This is a genomic window from Criibacterium bergeronii (assembly GCF_001693775.2).
Taxonomy (GTDB): Bacteria; Bacillota; Clostridia; order Peptostreptococcales; family Filifactoraceae; genus Peptoanaerobacter; species Peptoanaerobacter bergeronii.
Genome location: NZ_MBEW02000001.1, coordinates 166,654 through 183,059 on the forward strand (window position 1 = coordinate 166,654; position 16,406 = coordinate 183,059).

The 16,406-nt window shown below is 31.4% G+C and carries 16 protein-coding genes and 1 pseudogene; 10 read left to right on the forward strand and 7 right to left on the reverse strand.

What is annotated here, in order from left to right; translation table 11 throughout:
- Positions 1–278: 278 nt before the first annotated feature.
- Genes BBG48_RS00825 through BBG48_RS00845 form a run of 5 tightly spaced genes read right to left on the reverse strand, consistent with a single transcriptional unit; the run spans position 279 to position 4,671 of the window.
- Complete coding sequence (locus BBG48_RS00825; RefSeq protein ID WP_068911679.1) at positions 279–926, reverse strand: cupin domain-containing protein; 648 nt, start codon at positions 924–926, stop codon at positions 279–281.
- A 1-nt stretch (position 927) separates the two neighbouring features.
- Complete coding sequence (locus tag BBG48_RS00830; protein ID WP_068911680.1) at positions 928–1,731, reverse strand: ABC transporter ATP-binding protein; 804 nt, start codon at positions 1,729–1,731, stop codon at positions 928–930.
- A complete protein-coding gene (locus tag BBG48_RS00835) occupies positions 1,718–2,746 on the reverse strand; it encodes a FecCD family ABC transporter permease (RefSeq protein ID WP_068911682.1) in 1,029 nt (342 codons plus the stop codon). The genes BBG48_RS00830 and BBG48_RS00835 overlap by 14 nt, the downstream gene beginning before the upstream one ends.
- Positions 2,743–3,912: an ABC transporter substrate-binding protein gene (locus BBG48_RS00840; RefSeq protein WP_068911684.1), complete on the reverse strand. Its 1,170-nt coding sequence runs from the start codon at positions 3,910–3,912 to the stop codon at positions 2,743–2,745. Before BBG48_RS00840 ends, BBG48_RS00835 begins: the two co-directional genes overlap by 4 nt.
- Positions 3,913–4,671, reverse strand: coding sequence for a class I SAM-dependent methyltransferase (locus BBG48_RS00845; RefSeq protein ID WP_068911686.1), 759 nt, complete (start codon positions 4,669–4,671; stop codon positions 3,913–3,915).
- Between the two features lie 99 nt (positions 4,672–4,770).
- Here BBG48_RS00845 and BBG48_RS00850 point away from each other — a divergent pair, with 99 nt between their 5' ends.
- The 9 genes and pseudogenes from BBG48_RS00850 to BBG48_RS00895 all read left to right on the forward strand — a co-directional run bounded on the left by BBG48_RS00850 (position 4,771) and on the right by BBG48_RS00895 (position 13,500).
- The gene (locus tag BBG48_RS00850; RefSeq protein WP_068911687.1) at positions 4,771–5,364 is read left to right on the forward strand and encodes a Crp/Fnr family transcriptional regulator; all 594 of its coding nucleotides are present in this window, start codon (positions 4,771–4,773) and stop codon (positions 5,362–5,364) included.
- Between the two features lie 957 nt (positions 5,365–6,321).
- Positions 6,322–6,444: pseudogene (locus BBG48_RS11355) on the forward strand (IS481 family transposase); the annotation flags it as partial.
- 386 nt (positions 6,445–6,830) lie between these two features.
- Positions 6,831–7,565, forward strand: a complete 735-nt coding sequence (minC, locus tag BBG48_RS00865) for a septum site-determining protein MinC (RefSeq protein ID WP_068911689.1) — start codon at positions 6,831–6,833, stop codon at positions 7,563–7,565.
- 132 nt (positions 7,566–7,697) lie between these two features.
- Positions 7,698–8,489, forward strand: a complete 792-nt coding sequence (gene minD / locus BBG48_RS00870; protein ID WP_068911691.1) for a septum site-determining protein MinD — start codon at positions 7,698–7,700, stop codon at positions 8,487–8,489.
- A gap of 14 nt (positions 8,490–8,503) precedes the next feature.
- The gene (gene minE, locus BBG48_RS00875) at positions 8,504–8,776 is read left to right on the forward strand and encodes a cell division topological specificity factor MinE (protein ID WP_068911692.1); all 273 of its coding nucleotides are present in this window, start codon (positions 8,504–8,506) and stop codon (positions 8,774–8,776) included.
- A 6-nt stretch (positions 8,777–8,782) separates the two neighbouring features.
- Positions 8,783–9,898: an FtsW/RodA/SpoVE family cell cycle protein gene (locus tag BBG48_RS00880; RefSeq protein WP_068911694.1), complete on the forward strand. Its 1,116-nt coding sequence runs from the start codon at positions 8,783–8,785 to the stop codon at positions 9,896–9,898.
- Between the two features lie 116 nt (positions 9,899–10,014).
- Positions 10,015–10,551, forward strand: coding sequence for a ribosome hibernation-promoting factor, HPF/YfiA family (hpf, locus tag BBG48_RS00885; RefSeq protein ID WP_068911696.1), 537 nt, complete (start codon positions 10,015–10,017; stop codon positions 10,549–10,551).
- Positions 10,552–10,692: 141 nt separating this feature from the next.
- Positions 10,693–12,726 carry a methyl-accepting chemotaxis protein gene (locus tag BBG48_RS00890; RefSeq protein ID WP_068911697.1) on the forward strand — a complete coding sequence of 678 codons (2,034 nt, stop codon included), beginning with the start codon at positions 10,693–10,695 and terminating at the stop codon, positions 12,724–12,726.
- A 282-nt stretch (positions 12,727–13,008) separates the two neighbouring features.
- Entirely contained in the window at positions 13,009–13,500 is a 492-nt protein-coding gene (locus BBG48_RS00895) for an HAD hydrolase-like protein (protein ID WP_068911699.1), read from the forward strand.
- 173 nt (positions 13,501–13,673) lie between these two features.
- Here the strand turns inward: BBG48_RS00895 and BBG48_RS00900 are convergent, their stop codons facing one another.
- Both BBG48_RS00900 and BBG48_RS00905 read right to left on the reverse strand, forming a co-directional pair.
- Positions 13,674–14,378 (reverse strand): IS4 family transposase, encoded by a 705-nt coding sequence (locus BBG48_RS00900; RefSeq protein ID WP_094754333.1) that lies wholly within the window; start codon positions 14,376–14,378, stop codon positions 13,674–13,676.
- Positions 14,320–14,946, reverse strand: a complete 627-nt coding sequence (locus BBG48_RS00905) for a transposase (RefSeq protein WP_094754334.1) — start codon at positions 14,944–14,946, stop codon at positions 14,320–14,322. Before BBG48_RS00905 ends, BBG48_RS00900 begins: the two co-directional genes overlap by 59 nt.
- Before the next feature lie 483 nt (positions 14,947–15,429).
- On the opposite strand from BBG48_RS00905, the gene BBG48_RS00910 reads away from it, so the two are divergent.
- A complete protein-coding gene (locus BBG48_RS00910) occupies positions 15,430–16,242 on the forward strand; it encodes a hypothetical protein (RefSeq protein ID WP_068911701.1) in 813 nt (270 codons plus the stop codon).
- The last annotated feature ends 164 nt before the right edge of the window (positions 16,243–16,406 follow it).

Below are 16,406 nucleotides of genomic sequence, written 5' to 3' on the forward strand. Positions count from 1 at the left end.
ATATTTTCCCAAGAAGACAGATTTGGCAAAAATATCTACATAAGATCTTATTAAAAATTTAATGGAGCTCAATAACAGACCTAGGAAGTGTCTAAATTATCAAACTCCATTTGATATATTTATGCATGAACTTAGTTTGACTTAAGTGTATCAGTATTATTTGCAATTCATCACAAATAAATACTGGATTAAGTTTTAATACCAACTCTGGTATTGAGCCAAATTTAAAAGTTTAGATTCATGATTAAAAAATTATTCAAGATTTTTTTATTTATCTTTTATTTATCTATAGATAAGATTAATAGCATTTTAAATCTTGTAATTGCAGTCACATTATGGGTTACATTTGCCGGAAATACTATTTGTTCTCCGGATTCAATCTCAACTTCTTTTTCTCCAACAAGAAGCTTTGCCTTACCCTCAAGTGCTATGACAAGAGCATCCCCGGGAGCCTTGTGTGGTTTTAGACCCTCACCTGCATCAAAAGCCATTAGAACAAGCCTAAACCCGTCTTTTGATACAAGGTCAATGTTTGCGATTCCTCCATCCACATAATCTAAATAGTCAACTAGTTTAATTTTTTTCCCCTTGTCAATGTTTTTCATTTCTTCCTCCTCTAAGTTAATTGCGATTTCTAAAAATATACTTTTTCCCCTTGCCTCTATGTCAAAAAGTTTATTTTTTTCAAAAAGTATTAGTTCGTTTTTTATGAGTTTTTCATTATTAAAGTTAATCTCGCCTTTTAAAACAGTATATAATCTTTCCTCAGCATAAAATTCAGGGGAAATGTCCGTGTTTTGGTCAAGACTCATAAGTAAGATGTGAAGATTATATAAATCTACAAGTTTCTTGCTTATAGTTTGATTGTCTTTTATGGGTATGACCTTTTCTATTGTCAATATTTTTCCCTTACTAATATTTTTCATTTTAATCACCTACTATGCTAATGGGTATTATAGTATTATATTCTTCCTTATCTTTTTTTATTTTTTCAAGTATAACCTCTACGCCAAATGCTTCTTTCATATTTCCCTTACAGATAATATCAGATGTCTTGCCTATTTTATGTCTACCATTGTGCATTAACATCAAACATTTATCTGCTACTTCAAGAGCGTGGGCTGGGTAATGAGTATTTATAATAACACTGATATTGTCTATTTTGGATAGTTTTTTGATTAATGAAATTATTTTTAGCTGATTTTTAAAATCAAGGCCACTTTCCGGCTCATCTAATATGATTAAGCTTGGATCTGAAATTAAGGCTCTGGCTATGAGAACCATCTGGAGTTCTCCTCCACTCATCACTGAACATGACTTATCTTTAAAATTTTCTATAGCTAAGCTTTTCATAAGATTTTCTGCCTTTTCATATTCTCTTGCACCCGGTTTTGCAAATGGTCCAATCTTGCTAGCAAGACCTAGAACTACCATATCTATACCAGAATATTCAAAAGAAAATGACCTTTTTTGTGGAACGTATGATATATTGGACCATAATTCCCTTCGGCTAAATGATGCAATATCCTTTCCGTCCAAATAACTTTTGCCAAATTTCCATTTTTCGAAATCACATATACATCTTATAAGGCTTGTTTTGCCAACTCCATTAGGGCCTAAAATAGATAAAACCTGACCTTGATCCAAACAAAAAGATAAATTCTTAAATAATGCATGATTTTTATAATAATGAAATCCTGCATCTTTTACTTCTAATTTAATTGAAACCACCCCCAGTTTTTCTAATTAGGCTTATGAAAATTGGAGCTCCAATAATTGCTGTAAGAACTGATATAGGTAGTTCTATTACAGAAACTGTCCTTGATAAAGCTTCTATTAGTACCATAAGACTTGCTCCTAAAGATATACTAAAAGGGAGGGTGTGGGTGTTATTTGCTCCCACCATCATCCTTGCCATGTGGGGAATTATCAAACCAATCCAACCAACTTGGCCACACATTGATATGGATGATGCAGTTATAAGTGTAGAAGCAAATATAAAAATGAGTCGGGTTTTTCTGACATTTACTCCTAAACTTTTTGCTTCATCTTCCGATAAGCTCATAACATTTAACCTGAATATCAAAAGCCTTATTAAAATAATTCCAAAAATTATTAAGGGTGCTGAAAGCATTAAGTTTCTGTAGGATGATCTTGCAAAAGAACCCATGAGCCAATAGCTAATTGCTGGCAACTTGTCTGTAGGGTCAGCTGTATATTTTAATAAGGATGCTAAGGCGTTTGTTAAGGAAGAAACTACCAGACCTGCTAAGATAAGCATTATTGTAGATGACTTAGTCCTAGTCTTGCCTATATATAGGGTTAATACAACTCCAATTAATCCAAAAACTAAAGCTAAGGCTTGGATGGATAGGGTTGAAAGTGATAGGAGTATGCCGATTACTGCCCCAAGACTTGCAGCTGAACTAACACCTAAAATATCTGGAGTTGCCAAGGGGTTTGAAAAAACCCCTTGAAAGGCAAGACCAGCAGTGGAAAGACCTGCTCCTACTAAAAGACCAGTAATAATTCTTGGTAATCTTACATTTATTATTACTGATTCAAGCATGGGGTCATAGTCCCTACCACTTAGATAAGCATTGAAAAAATCTACAATCTGTCTTATGCTTAGAGGCATTCTCCCAATAGCAAGTGCCAAAATACTGATTAATATTGGTAGACTTATTAGTATCATATATGAGTTTGCTGTTATTTTTTTATCTTTGATAAGGATTTTTTTAATCATATATCAAACATATCCTCAATTTGCTCATCGGTTAATTCATAACTATACCAAGTCTTATAATAATCTTTAATCATTGTTTTAAGGTCATAGTCTTTAAATTCTTCAGGATAGGTTGATTTTGCAAGCCAAGCTAGTACAAGCGGGCCATCCGGATTTGGGGTAAACCAATTCCACATACCAAGCTTAGTGTTATAAACTTTTTTATCCTTGACTGCTTTCATATTTGAAAAATCAATACCTTCTACTGAATTTGCAAATACATCTTTTGTTGTAATGTCAAGAAGACCGGGACCGTCAAGATACAGTATATCTGGATTCCATTGATAAATTTGTTCTACAGAAACTTTAGCAAAACCTTTTGCTTCATCAGCCAGATTTTTGACACCAATTCTCTTTAGCCAAAAATCTCCAAACACTCCCTTACCGGCAACCATTGGTACACCTTGAGTATATTTCCATAAAATCATGCCGGTTGGTTTTTTATTATCATCTATTTTTGCAATTCTTTCTTCAACATCTTTTACAATTTCTTGACCTGCTTTTATAAATTCATCTGTTTTTCCACTTTCACCAAATACATCTTCTAAGAGCTTTAACCATTGTGTGTACCTATCTATTGGATCAGCTGGACCATTTGTACCAACTGTAGCAAATCCTACACACGGAATCCCTGTCTTTTTAAGAGTTTCATAATGTTCTTTATTTGAAGCATTATAAAAAATAACATCCGGTTTAAGCTTCATTATTTCCTCAATATTTATGTCAGATTGACCTTGAACTGTATTTTGACTATCAAGAAGCTCTGGGGCTATATCCTTTAATACTGTATTTGAAATTACTTGCTTAAGAGAACCCGCATAACCAACAATATACGGAGCCTTTCCATGGTGGTAAGCCATATAAGTAGATAAAATAGGAATCTGATCTATTACTATTCTTTCAACTTTCTCCGGAACTTCTACCTTATTACCTGCATGGTCTGTGATTGCCCTAACTTTTTTATTTTCATCCTTAGTTTCTTCTGTCTTTTCTTCCCTTTTCTCAGTTTGAATCACTTCCTTGCTTTCTGATTTTTGTTCAGTTTTCGTATTGCCACAAGCAGTCATGCCTGTTAAGGCAAGCACTGCCAGACATAAAATTAATGATTTTTTTTTAATAGCTTTCATCTAATCCTCCTTTTTACTTGCTAAAACTATATATGAAATGCTTGAATTTTTAGACCTTTCTAACATTTTTGTAAATCTGTCCCTATTTTCTTCTGAATAGGCTTTTTTATAAAAATTTGCAGCCCCAACCGGTCCCTCATCTTTTATGATTGTATCTCTGTCTAAGAGAATCATCTTACCCGTTCTTTGTGAAAAAGGTCTAAAAGAATTTTCTATAAAAACTTTATTCCAATTTTCTAGGGTTAGAGGATACACATTCATGTTTGTAAATTTTGAAAGTTCCCTTCTTATATCTTCACTTTCATTTTCCACTGCAACATCATGAGTTAATAAATAACCGCCTTTTTTTAAAACCCTGTGATAATTTTTAAGAGCCTTTGCTTTTTCTTCATTTGGAAGCATGGTAAGCATTGCCTCATTAATTATTAAATCAAATGTTTCATCCTCAAAATCCAACTTTAAGGCATCCATATTTATAACTTCAATTTCTTTGTCTAAGCCTAGAAGCTTTATATTCTCTAAGGCTTGGTCTATGGCAATTTGGTCGTTGTCTATACCTATTATTTTGCATTTATATTTAGTATAAACTCTTATTAGGTTATCTCCTCTATTGCAAGCAACTTCTAAAACTTTCATATCTTTATCAATCTGTACCTGATCAAGTAACCAATCGGTCATAAGACCTCCACCTGGTCTGAGTCTTGTTCTTCCAAGCATCTTTAAAAAATCATGTCCAAAAATAATTTTACTTTTATCCATTTTCTCCTCTTCTTTCTTGATAATAATTATCATTACGTTTATAATAATAACATAGATAATTTTTATTGCAGTTGCAAAAGCAACAAAGAGGGGGATTTTATGGAAAAAATTATTGTCAAAAGTAAATTATTTTATGGTTTAGACGAAAGTACTATACACCACATACTTTCTTGTATTGATCATAAAATCTTAGTTTTTAGTAAAGGCGGATACCTATATGATTTTTCTAAGGGATTTAAGGCAGGTATAGTTTTGAAGGGAAGAATTGATTTATCTACAATAGATGATGATAAAGAAATTATAGATAGAATTTATGAAGCTTCAGATTCTTTTTCTTTGAATTTTTCCTCCCTAGATGATAGATTCATAGTCGCAAAAAAAAATTCTGAAGTTTTAGCACTTGATGTTAGCAAAATCTTTGAAAAAAATAAAAGGTCTTGTTCAAGCAGACCGATTTTTATGGAAAATATTATAAAATTGTATAATGAACAAATTTCATACTTAACTTACAAATTAGATATATATTCTAAACCTAAGATTAGGGAGAAAATTAATAAATATATAGACAAATATGGTAAAGACTCCTTATTTTCTAATAAATTATCCAGAGAGGATTTGGCAAAATTTTTAGCTTGCAATAGGTCCGCCCTTTCAAGAGAGTTATCTCTTATGAAAAAAGAGGGATTAATATAAAGGTATTACTCATAGGACTGACTAAATATAAATATTACAAAAAATCAATTCTAAGAGAATACGGATTTCATTTTAAACTCAAATGATATCTTTAGCTTTTAAATAAACAAATCCCCATATTACACTAGGTTCTTTTATCCTAAACTTGTACCCTTAAAAATTTTCTTCTGCCTTTTACTTTTTGATTGCAATATCCTTAAGTTTCGTTCTGAAATTATTATAAATGCCGGTTTTTTCCCATTTTAAAAACTCCAGGCTTAACTTTCAAAGCCTTTCAAATAGCTTTTTTGTAATATTATAAGGTCATGCATTTTTACAAAGGCACTACATTTAATTTTTATAATAGGCTGTAAAATAAAATGCGACACAAGTAGTAAATAAAACCTAAACTTGAATTGCTAAGTGTAGAAGGTATTTGATTTTTTCTAAAAATCTCGCATATGGAAATATTTAGAATAATTTTCATCCTTTAGAATCTTATCTACTTCAAATAATAAACCTATCATATAAATAAATGGGAAGCCCTACTAATCTTTCAGCAAGAACTCTCACACATGAATAAACTGCCGTCATCTGCATGGTAGCAAATTCGTCGACATTTCTACCATTTTTTGTTTTCGCAAATAAAAAAGACGATGAAGATATCTGGTTCTATACTAAACAGTGTTGATGGATAAAATCCATTGACACTATTTTTTAGTTTTTAGTGTAAAAAAATAGACATAACTTACACTTTCTCCTAAAATATAGTCATCATCAATCTAATAAGGAGTGGTTTGTTATGTCTATTAGTATTAATTCTATCAGAGATATACTACCTCCTTATAAAATTTATAATCTTTAGTTTTATTGGTATTGTTATGCTACAATAGATTTGTGACAAAAAAGTATAAAAAAAGAAAGCCAACTGATATAATAAGATTTGTAAAAAATAAAAATCAGTAAAGAGGCTTTCTTATGAATAAAAGCATAACAGAAGGAATGAAAAGACGCAAGCAAATAATAGAATATGCAATAAAAGAAAAAAATAATGCAAAAGCAGCAAGAAAATACCATGTAACAAGACAGTATGTACATTATTAGATGAAAAGATATGATGGAACAATAGAATCATTATATGGGGTTACCCGCATATATTGTTAAAAAAAATATGATATACAATAATCAAAATTATATTATAGGCTTTGTGTCAAAAATATTTGACTTGTTTACAATAGCCACTGTTTTTCAAAGTTATAATTCTTTGCATTTTTTAATTCAAGCTATAAAATGAAAATTTGTGGCAATTTTATCATTATTTTTCATTTTATATGTCTGCTATCCTATTATACAGATTATATAGCCGGTAATTTCTTATATATTTTATAATGTCCTTATTTTTATTTTAAAACCTCAACTCATTTCCGTTGAATTATAAAAAAAAATATGTTATTATTACCAAGTGAAGATTACAATGGAGGTCAAGAATGAATCATACTGATGATTTAGTTAAATTAAAATTGATAAACGGGGCATATCTATTGAATGTTTTTTCAGATACTTTAGATAATGCAAAAAATCAAATCAAAAGTAAGCTGGAATCTGATACTTTACTAAAGGATATCACCCTAAACTCCATATCAGCACCTAATCTTAGTAAGTTAGAGCAAAAGCAATTAGCTAATTTTATTACTCAAGATATTGGTATCAAATATGAACAAAAAGCTCTTGAATTAGATGCCAAATCAAGTGGCACTAAAACTAGAGCAAGAAAAAAAGCTGCCTCAGAAAATGGACAGTCTACTGAAAATTTAGATTTTAAGGTTGAAAAATCTCAGCTTTCAAAAAAATATTCTCATACTACAAAAAAGCTTGACTTAGATAAAAACGAATATGAAACTAGAATAATAAAATCCAATCTTAGGTCAGGCACGACTATCAAATATGAAGGAAATATTGTGGTCATAGGAGATGTAAATGCAGGTGCAGAGCTCACTGCAAAGGGTAGTATAATAGTGCTTGGCACTTTGAGAGGTCTTGCCATGGCGGGTTCTGATGGGGACAAGGACTCTTTAATCATTGCTCATAGCATTAAGGCTGCACAATTAAGAATAGCATCAGCTATTGCTATTCCCCCTGCATTTGAAAATAAATCCGGCTCTCAGATGGCTTTTATAGCTGATAAACAGTCAGATGCCATTGAAATTCAGCATTTAGACTAGTTTTTTACAGATGCTTATTCGCTTAATAAAAATTTAATAAATTTTGCTATTATAAATAATATTAGTAGAGTTTGTTTAATTTATATAAATTATTATCTATTAAGATATAAAAACATAAATTTTGGAGGATATATGTCTAGAGTTATAGTTATTACCTCCGGTAAAGGTGGAGTAGGTAAAACCACTTCAACAGCCAATATCGGTAGTGCCCTTGCAACACTTGGCAAAAAAACAGTAATCGTGGATGCAGATATAGGTCTTAGAAACCTTGACGTGGTAATGGGTCTTGAAAATAGAATTGTATTTGATTTAATCGATGTTATTGAAGGCAGATGTAAATTACAAAAAGCCTACATAAGAGATAAGAGATTTGAAAATTTATATCTTATACCTGCCTCTCAAACAAGAGATAAAGACGCTATATCACCTGAGCAAATGAAAAAGCTTTGCGAAGATTTAAAAGCGGAATTTGATTTTGTGCTTATAGACTGTCCCGCAGGTATTGAAAACGGATTTAAAAATGCCGTAGCCGGAGCTGATGAAGCAATTGTTGTAACCACTCCTGAGGTATCTGCTGTAAGAGATGCCGACAGAATAATAGGTATGCTTGAGGCAAATGACATTACCGACCCTAAGCTAGTTGTAAACAGAATAAGACTAGACATGGTAAAATCCGGCAATATGCTGAATGTTGAGGATATGCTGGACATACTAAGAATAGATTTACTTGGTATAGTTCCTGATGACCAAAATATAGTTATTTCTACTAACAAAGGTGAACCTGTAATTAACTATGAAAACAGTCTGGCTGCCAAGGCATACAAAAATATCGCTAGAAGAATTACTGGGGAAAAAGTAGAGTTTCTCAATATGGAAGAGCAAAAAAGTTTCCTAGACAAAGTTAAATCATTTTTTTCTAAATAGATAAGGAGTCTACCATGAATATATTTGACTTTTTCAAATCGTCTTCTGCTCCTTCCAAAGCTGTAGCAAAAGATAGATTAAAATTAGTGCTTATACATGACAGAGGCGACTTTTCTCAGGAAAAAAAGGACGCCATGAAAAAGGACTTAATTGATGTTTTAAGCAAATATGTAGAGATTGACAGCGACAACATTAAAATTGAAATTGTTAGTCAAAAGGATTCAGAGTCCGGAGAACAGCCACAAATTAGTGCAAATGTTCCATTTAAAAGTTTTGTTAAAAGGTAAGTCTAAATGGATGATTCAAACAAAGGTTTTGATAAGGGCTTAATGCTTACTGTAACTGTACTTTTTTTGATAGGTCTCTTACTCATAGCCTCTGCAATACACGTACAAGATGGAGCTAGTCCGAAAAGGCTATTTGTGCAGTCTTTTTCATTTTTAATTGGCTCAACCTTTATATATTTTTTTAAACTAATAAATTATGATGAGCTAAAAAAGTATGCCAAGCCTATTTATATTTTTTCTATCATTTCTATGCTTTTAGTATATATCCCCGGACTAGGTGTCGAAAGAGGAGGAGCTAGAGGTTGGATAGATTTAAGATTTATAGATTTTCAGCCCATAGAGATTGCAAAATTAGGCTGTATAGTAGTTTTTGCAAAATATCTTGAAAAAAATATCGGTAAGCTCAATACCTTAGCTGAGCTTTTTAAAGCCGCATTGATACCTATGCCTATAATTTTACTGCTTATGGCACAACCGGACTTTGGCGGTGCTATGGTATTTTTTTGCATAATTTTCGGTATGGTGTTTGCCGCTGGAATAGACTTAAAATTATTGTTTAAAATTGGAGCTGTATCTATTTTGCTCCTACCTATTATATATAATTATGTCTTGCCTCTAGTGTTACGACCTTATCAGATGCAAAGACTTACTTCATTTTTTTCCTCCTCCAGCTCCACTACAGATGGTGGCTACCAAGTTTTTAGGTCACTGGTTGCTATTGCCTCAGGAGGGATTTTTGGTAAAGGCCCTTTTTCAGGCTCTCAAAATAATCTTGGATTTTTATCTGTCAGTGACTCAGATTTTATTTTTGCAGTTTTAGGTGAGGAGTATGGTGTAATAGGAATGTTTATAGTAATAGCTCTTTATTTCTATATGCTATATAAAATGGTTCAGATTGCATCTACAGCTATTGACACCTATGGTAGCTTGATTGTAGTTGGTGTTTTATCCATGTTTATATACCAATTTTTACAAAATATCGGTATGGCTCTTAGCATAATGCCTGTTACAGGTCTACCGTTGCCATTTGTCAGCTACGGAGGTAGCTCCATGATGATGAGTATGCTTGCAATAGGTCTTGTGCAAAATGTAGCGACTAAGAGAAGGAGAATAAACTTCTAATTTTATGAAAATGTTTGCAATCTTTTTGTAAATATAGTATAATATATCTAGCACCAAAGAGATTTCTAGTTAAAATGCTATTATTACGGTAGCTAAAGGCAGGAAGGAGTAAGATTATGAAAATAATTTTAAGTGCGAAACAGATTAAATTATCAGACAAGCAAAAAGAAGTAATTACAAAAAAATTAGAAAGACTAGATAAATACTTCCAAAACGATGTTATCGTCAGAGCAACTGTATCTAGTAAAAAGAACCATAGCAGTATAGAGGTTACTATACCGGTGAATAAAGCCGTTATGCGTGCTGAAGCAAGTGATTACGATATGTATAGTAGCGTTGATGAAGTTGTCAGCAAGCTTGCTAAACAGCTTAGAAAATATAAGACTAGATTACAGGATAAGGGAAATGAAACTATAAGATTTGAAAATGTCGAAAACTTTGATGAGTTTGCACTTCCTGAGTCTATGGAAGAGTCCAAGATTGTAAAAAGAAAATCATTTGATTATCTTCATATGACTGAAGAAGAGGCTATTATGCAGATGGATTTGGTCGGACATAACTTCTTCATATTTAAAAACCCTGATGACAACAAGGTAAATGTCGTATATAGAAGAAACGACGGTGGCTTTGGCATAATAGAGCAGGCAGATTAACTTCGTTCTCCTTTTTTTAATTACTCAACTTTCCCACCTGAAAATTAAGCTATAACCATTGAATTTTCAGGTGGGAAAGTTGAGTTACGAATTAATATATTTAAAAGTATATAAAATTATTCAAAAAATTAGGAGGAATATTTGGAAAATAATCTAGGTAATACTAAAACTATTAGTTCTACTCCTGCGACAAAAAAACGTGGCAGCTTTACTAACAAGTTACTAATATTATTTCTTGTTATTTCAATTTTACCTTTAGCCATTATGGGCTTAATCTCAGGTAGAGTCATCACAAATAATTCAGTAGAACAGTATAATAACACTATGCAACTAAACGTTGAAAAAACAAAAACAATCATGGATAAAACTATCGCTACCTATGATGCATTAGTAACTCAAATGGCAGAAAGCTCTGAAATAAAAAGATACTACGCTAATCAAACACCTGTGGAAAATACAAGAGCTTTTTTAGCTGAAGTAAAACAAAGCGACCCTTCTATTGAAACAGCATATTTTGGTTTGCAAGATAAAAGATATCTTTTTAACATAGATGACGGTAGAACAGATTATGACCCTACTCAAAGAGGTTGGTACAAAGGAGCAGTATCTACCCCAGGAAAAGTTTATTATCTACAACCAGAAGAAGATTTTCTTACAAAAAAATTATTGATAACAGTATCAAAAACAATACAACAGGGTGAAGCAACGCTCGGAGTAGCATCAATAGATATAACATTAGAAAACATACAAACATTGTTCAAAGACATCAAGATTACTGATTCCGGTTACCTTGAAGTAATAGCTCCTAATAATATAGTTATAAGCTCCCCATTAGAAGATAGGAAAGGCAAAACATTAGACACTAATGACTATATATTATCTAAAATACAAGATTCTGAAAGTGGATTTTTTAATACTACTATTGACGGTGTACCTAAAGTATGCTATTTTACGTCAGACAACGTAAAAAATTGGAAGTATATAGGCATAGTTGACGAATCAGCTTTAAAAGAAAATTCAAATGCAGTAACTAGATTACTGATATTTATAACCATAATTTCCATTATAGCAGTTACAATTATATCACTAGTATTTAGAAAACATCTTAAAGGAATATTCGAAGAGTTAACTAGAACATTTAATATCATGGGTTCTGGAGATTTTTCTGTAAGAAGTACCATTAATTCAGATGATGAATTTGGCGAAATATCAGAAACAATAAACAACGTTTTAGAATCAGTAGGTAATGTATTTGAAAGTGTAACCTCTTCATCATCAGATTTACTGTTAAATTCAAAGGCCATGTCTACAGGTGCAGAGGAATCTTCAAAAGCAGTAGGAGAAGTATCTACCACACTTAGTGAATTTTCTGATGCCAATTCGAATCAAGCAGTTGATTTACAAGACGGAGTTTCCTCTGTAAAAGAGCTAGGCGATAAAATAGAAAATGTAAGAAGTCTGGCTATCCAAATGAAAGAAACATTTAATGAAACTCAAGACCTAAGCAAAAAAGAATCAATAAATATGAAATCAGTAGCTCAACAAAATGAGGTCTCTAAAAAACAATTCCAAAATACTGTTCAAGTTGCTGAAGATATGCAAAATTCTACAGATGAAATCAGCACTATAACAGTCACAATCAATGAAATATCATCACAGACTAACCTTTTAGCATTAAATGCTGCTATAGAAGCCGCTAGAGCAGGAGAGGCTGGCAAGGGATTTTCTGTAGTCGCAGAGGAAATAAGAAAATTAGCAGAACAAACACAAGATGCTACATCCAAGATTCAATCGTTAATAGATGATGTCATAGAAAAATCAAATGACCTTTCTCGTTCCATGCAAGAATCCGAGAAAATGATGATGGAACAAAGCGTATCTATAACAAGATCATCTAAGGCCTTTGAGGATATCACACAAGCGATTTCTAACCTAAGGGATCAAATGACAAGTTTAGAATCTTTTATGGATGAAACAAATCATCATAAAGACATAATCTCATCAAAATTTGAAAATATGTCAGCCATATCAGAAGAAGGTTATGCTTCTATAGAGGCTATCTCATCGTCAGCTGAAGAAATAAGTGCAACTATGGATGATTTTTATAAAACTGCACAAAATGTTAGGAATCTAGCTGAATACTTAAATAATAAGATAAAAACATTCAAATATTAGCAATTTTAAATGGTTCTATACTATCTTTATACTTATTCTTTAGAGGGTAGTATAGAACCAATTTTTTAGCAAATAGTATGAGAATTTTTATAAAGTAAAATCAGGAAAGGGTTATTAATGCATATAATATTTGATTTTGATAGAACCTTACATGATACCATTTGAATATATAAACCCTCTTTTTTAGAGGCTATACAATACCTAAATGATAATGGCTACGAAAAAAAAGAATTTACCGATGAACAAATTGAAGATAACCTAGGACGTACAGTCAAATAAGTTTTGGATATTTATGCCCCGGAAATTGACAAAGAAACCAGACACACTATAAGTGTAATGATTGAAAAATCTATGAATAGACAAATGGAAGAAGGTCATGCAAGATTATATAGAGGAATAAAGCAAGTATTAGAAACCTTATCAAAGGAACATACATTGCTATTTTTGTCCAACTGCCCTACTTCCTATAAAGATATGGCTAGAAAAATTTTTGCTTTTGATAAATACTTTAGTGTCTACTATTGGGCACAAAAGCATCCTCACACTCCGAAATATCAAATTTTTTCCGACTATATATTAAAAGAGCAAGGCGAACATAAATATGTAATGGTAGGCGATAGATTTCATGACATAGAGGTAGGTGTAAAAAATAATATACCTATTATTGCTTGTCTTTACGGATTTGGAAAAAAAGGCGAGCTTGATGATGCCACCTACTTTGCAAAAAAACCGCTAGATATATTAGATATTATTGACAAAATTAAAAACAATTAGTTTATTTTATAACAATGCCTTTTTCTTAAAAAGATAATTGCATTGTTATTTTTTATCTAGAAATATTTTTAAAGCCAATTAGTTTAATTTGATTATCTATATCATAAACAATCAAATCAAGTTTTTCATTGAAAAATCTATATCTTTATTACTCAACTTTCCCAGCATAAATTTCAAAACAAATTATTGATATAACTTGATTGCGAAGCAATCCAATTGCTTAATTGACTTTTTATCATTTCTGTGATTTTCTTCGGTAATTCTGTTGCTATTTCTGCAAACAAAACCATCAAACTTCTTAATGCTGTTATAAAATCCATATCTTGTATATCTTCACAGCAAACATAAAATATTTCACCTTGGCTTTTTAGGTCATTTTCATTTCTTCTAATGTATTCAACTATGATATATCTTGTAAATACAATTGTTGTATGTGCAAATATTGACATATAGTCTCTTACTTGAAATTCTGTTTCTAGTTTCATCAATGATTTGATGGCTTTAAAAAAGCATTCTATAGACCATCTATTACCGTATATCCTTACTATTTCATCGTCTGATAGCGTCATGTCTGTGCTAAGTATATACAAACATTCACTTTTCTTGTTTCTGTTTTTTACAAACACTATCTTTACTGGCATTCCATCTTTTGTAGTTACTCTAAGTGAACCTAAAATATCTGATACTTTGCTAAATCTAACTAGTTTTTGAAGCTGAGGAAGTGTATATAATTTGCCGTTGTACATATATCTTTGTTTTAGCTGTTTTACCATTCCTATTACTTCAAGACCAAAATTGCTCACCTGTTTAATCATAGGCTCATTGGTAAACCATGTGTCCATCAAGACATAATCGGCAGTTATACCGTAGTTTAGCATTTTTTAACAACTCTAATACAGATTCGGGTTTTGACAATGTACTTTGTTTCCTGATTTTATAGCCGTTAGTTCTTTTATCTAAGGTGTCATTTGCTTCTTGATAGCGATTGGACTTTTTGGAAGAAGAAAGCAAATTTAAACCAACTGGTACAAAACTATATCCATCAGTCCAGCCAAGAGTTAACATAGTGAAACCTTTTACAAATGAGTGACCGGCGTGGTCAAAAACTTTAGCGAGAAGTTCTACGTTTTTACTTCGATTTCTTTTAAACACAGAGTCATCTATTACAAACGCTTTAACTCTATCTGGTTTAGTCAAATGTGAAAAGTTAGATATTACTTTGCAACTTAGAAGTGATAAAAACTTAATCCAGTTATATGAATTGTTTGACAAGAAACGATAGTATGTGTTTTTAGAATTAGCTTTATCCTTATCTTTAGAGTTTAAAAATCTAAATAGATTCTTACCTTTGAAGGCAAGTAAAAGAAGAAAGATAAAAACATTAGAAGCAAGAATGCCACAAGACTTAGAAATATTAGAGTTACGAAGAAGTTTAGGAAGTTTCAAATTTTTAACAGCAAGAAAAAAATGTTTTGGGTATTTTCAAATTCATCATTTTGATATATCATAAGATAAGCACCTCTTTTGAGTAGTATTTTTGGTAATCTTATTATATCAAAATGTAGGTGCTTTTTTAATGTCAAGATTGATATTTTTCAATTTATTTTGTTTGAAAATTCAATGGTTATAGCTTAATTTTCAGGCGGGAAAGTTGAGTTAGTTATTATACAGAGGTCTTTTTTATAAAAAAAATCATTTTGTATCTAATATCATTTGTTGTGGTAAAGATGCTGCTTGATGGAATATTTCTTTATTTTTGCGGTGCTACACCGGCAATTATTATTTCTAACTTGTTAAAAAGTGTATTTTGTTAAATTTTTCATAATAAAAAATTGGGTTATTATTTGTTTTTGTGATTGTGTTTTTTTATTTTTATTAGTTTTTTTATCAATGTAAACTATATTTTATTAATACTAAAGGAGACTTACTATGGGATATGATGTAAGTTATCATCCTATTTCGCCTGAAGAGATGGATAAGCTATATTTTTCACAACTAAAGTTATTAAAAGAGACAGGAAAATCCAACATAAGTGAAATTGTCAAACAGAGAGATTTTAAAGGCAAAGAAGAATACGAAGATGTTATTGAAGAAAAATACATAAATGTAATGGACGCTGCGATAAAAGCTGATACAAATGAACCTTTTGAAAAAGAACACGTTTTTTATTTAGCTGTAGTACAGGGACTTTTTCATCCATATTTTTATACTAGAGGAACCGGCTTTTCTATTTTGATTGAAGATATTCCTTCAATGAAAAAATATCTAACTTCATGGCAAGATATCAAGCCAATGGAAATAGTAAATGAGGTAACAAATGGTATTGTAGAAAATTACAGTGGTGGCTGTTACATAGGCTATGATAATGTAGTCAAATTATTAGACGATTACGAAAATGATAAGGAAATAAAAAATTGCATTGATGAATATTACGAACAAAACAGCGTCACATTTATTAAAGCCTTAAATTATGCAAAAGAGCACAAGGTTGGATTGGTTGAGGCAACAGAAGTAATAGAGCCGAACCCACTTGACCTAAAAAATACTACTACTTATAGCAACCTTCTAAATTGTGACATTGAGGGTGCATTGATTTATGAGGAAACAGCATTTAACCAATTTGCTAATGCCCTTAAAAAGGAAAAAGAGCTTGGACTTGAAAAAAATGAAGAAAAGGAAGAAAATGAAAAAAAAGATAATTCTTTTGTAAAAGGGCTCAAAAATTTATTTGGAAAGCATTGATTAAAAACTATCTTTTTGATAATTATATGAATTGCCCCCTAGAGTTAGAGCAAAAATTCTAACATTAGGGGGCATTACACTTTTGTTATTTTGTATGCATGCTTATCTCTAATTAAACAGTCAAATAAAAGCGAAATAGGTTCAGCAAGTGGTTACCGGTGCTT

Bases quoted from the DNA above. Each gene is read 5' to 3' on its own strand.
- BBG48_RS00825 (WP_068911679.1), bottom strand. From the start codon at position 926: ATGAAAAATATTAGTAAGGGAAAAATATTGACAATAGAAAAGGTCATA.
- BBG48_RS00835 (WP_068911682.1), bottom strand. From the start codon at position 2,746: ATGATTAAAAAAATCCTTATCAAAGATAAAAAAATAACAGCAAACTCA.
- BBG48_RS00840 (WP_068911684.1), bottom strand. From the start codon at position 3,912: ATGAAAGCTATTAAAAAAAAATCATTAATTTTATGTCTGGCAGTGCTT.
- BBG48_RS00845 (WP_068911686.1), bottom strand. From the start codon at position 4,671: ATGGATAAAAGTAAAATTATTTTTGGACATGATTTTTTAAAGATGCTT.
- BBG48_RS00850 (WP_068911687.1), top strand. From the start codon at position 4,771: ATGGAAAAAATTATTGTCAAAAGTAAATTATTTTATGGTTTAGACGAA.
- minC (WP_068911689.1), top strand. From the start codon at position 6,831: ATGAATCATACTGATGATTTAGTTAAATTAAAATTGATAAACGGGGCA.
- minD (WP_068911691.1), top strand. From the start codon at position 7,698: ATGTCTAGAGTTATAGTTATTACCTCCGGTAAAGGTGGAGTAGGTAAA.
- minE (WP_068911692.1), top strand. From the start codon at position 8,504: ATGAATATATTTGACTTTTTCAAATCGTCTTCTGCTCCTTCCAAAGCT.
- BBG48_RS00880 (WP_068911694.1), top strand. From the start codon at position 8,783: ATGGATGATTCAAACAAAGGTTTTGATAAGGGCTTAATGCTTACTGTA.
- hpf (WP_068911696.1), top strand. From the start codon at position 10,015: ATGAAAATAATTTTAAGTGCGAAACAGATTAAATTATCAGACAAGCAA.
- BBG48_RS00900 (WP_094754333.1), bottom strand. From the start codon at position 14,378: ATGCTAAACTACGGTATAACTGCCGATTATGTCTTGATGGACACATGG.
- BBG48_RS00910 (WP_068911701.1), top strand. From the start codon at position 15,430: ATGGGATATGATGTAAGTTATCATCCTATTTCGCCTGAAGAGATGGAT.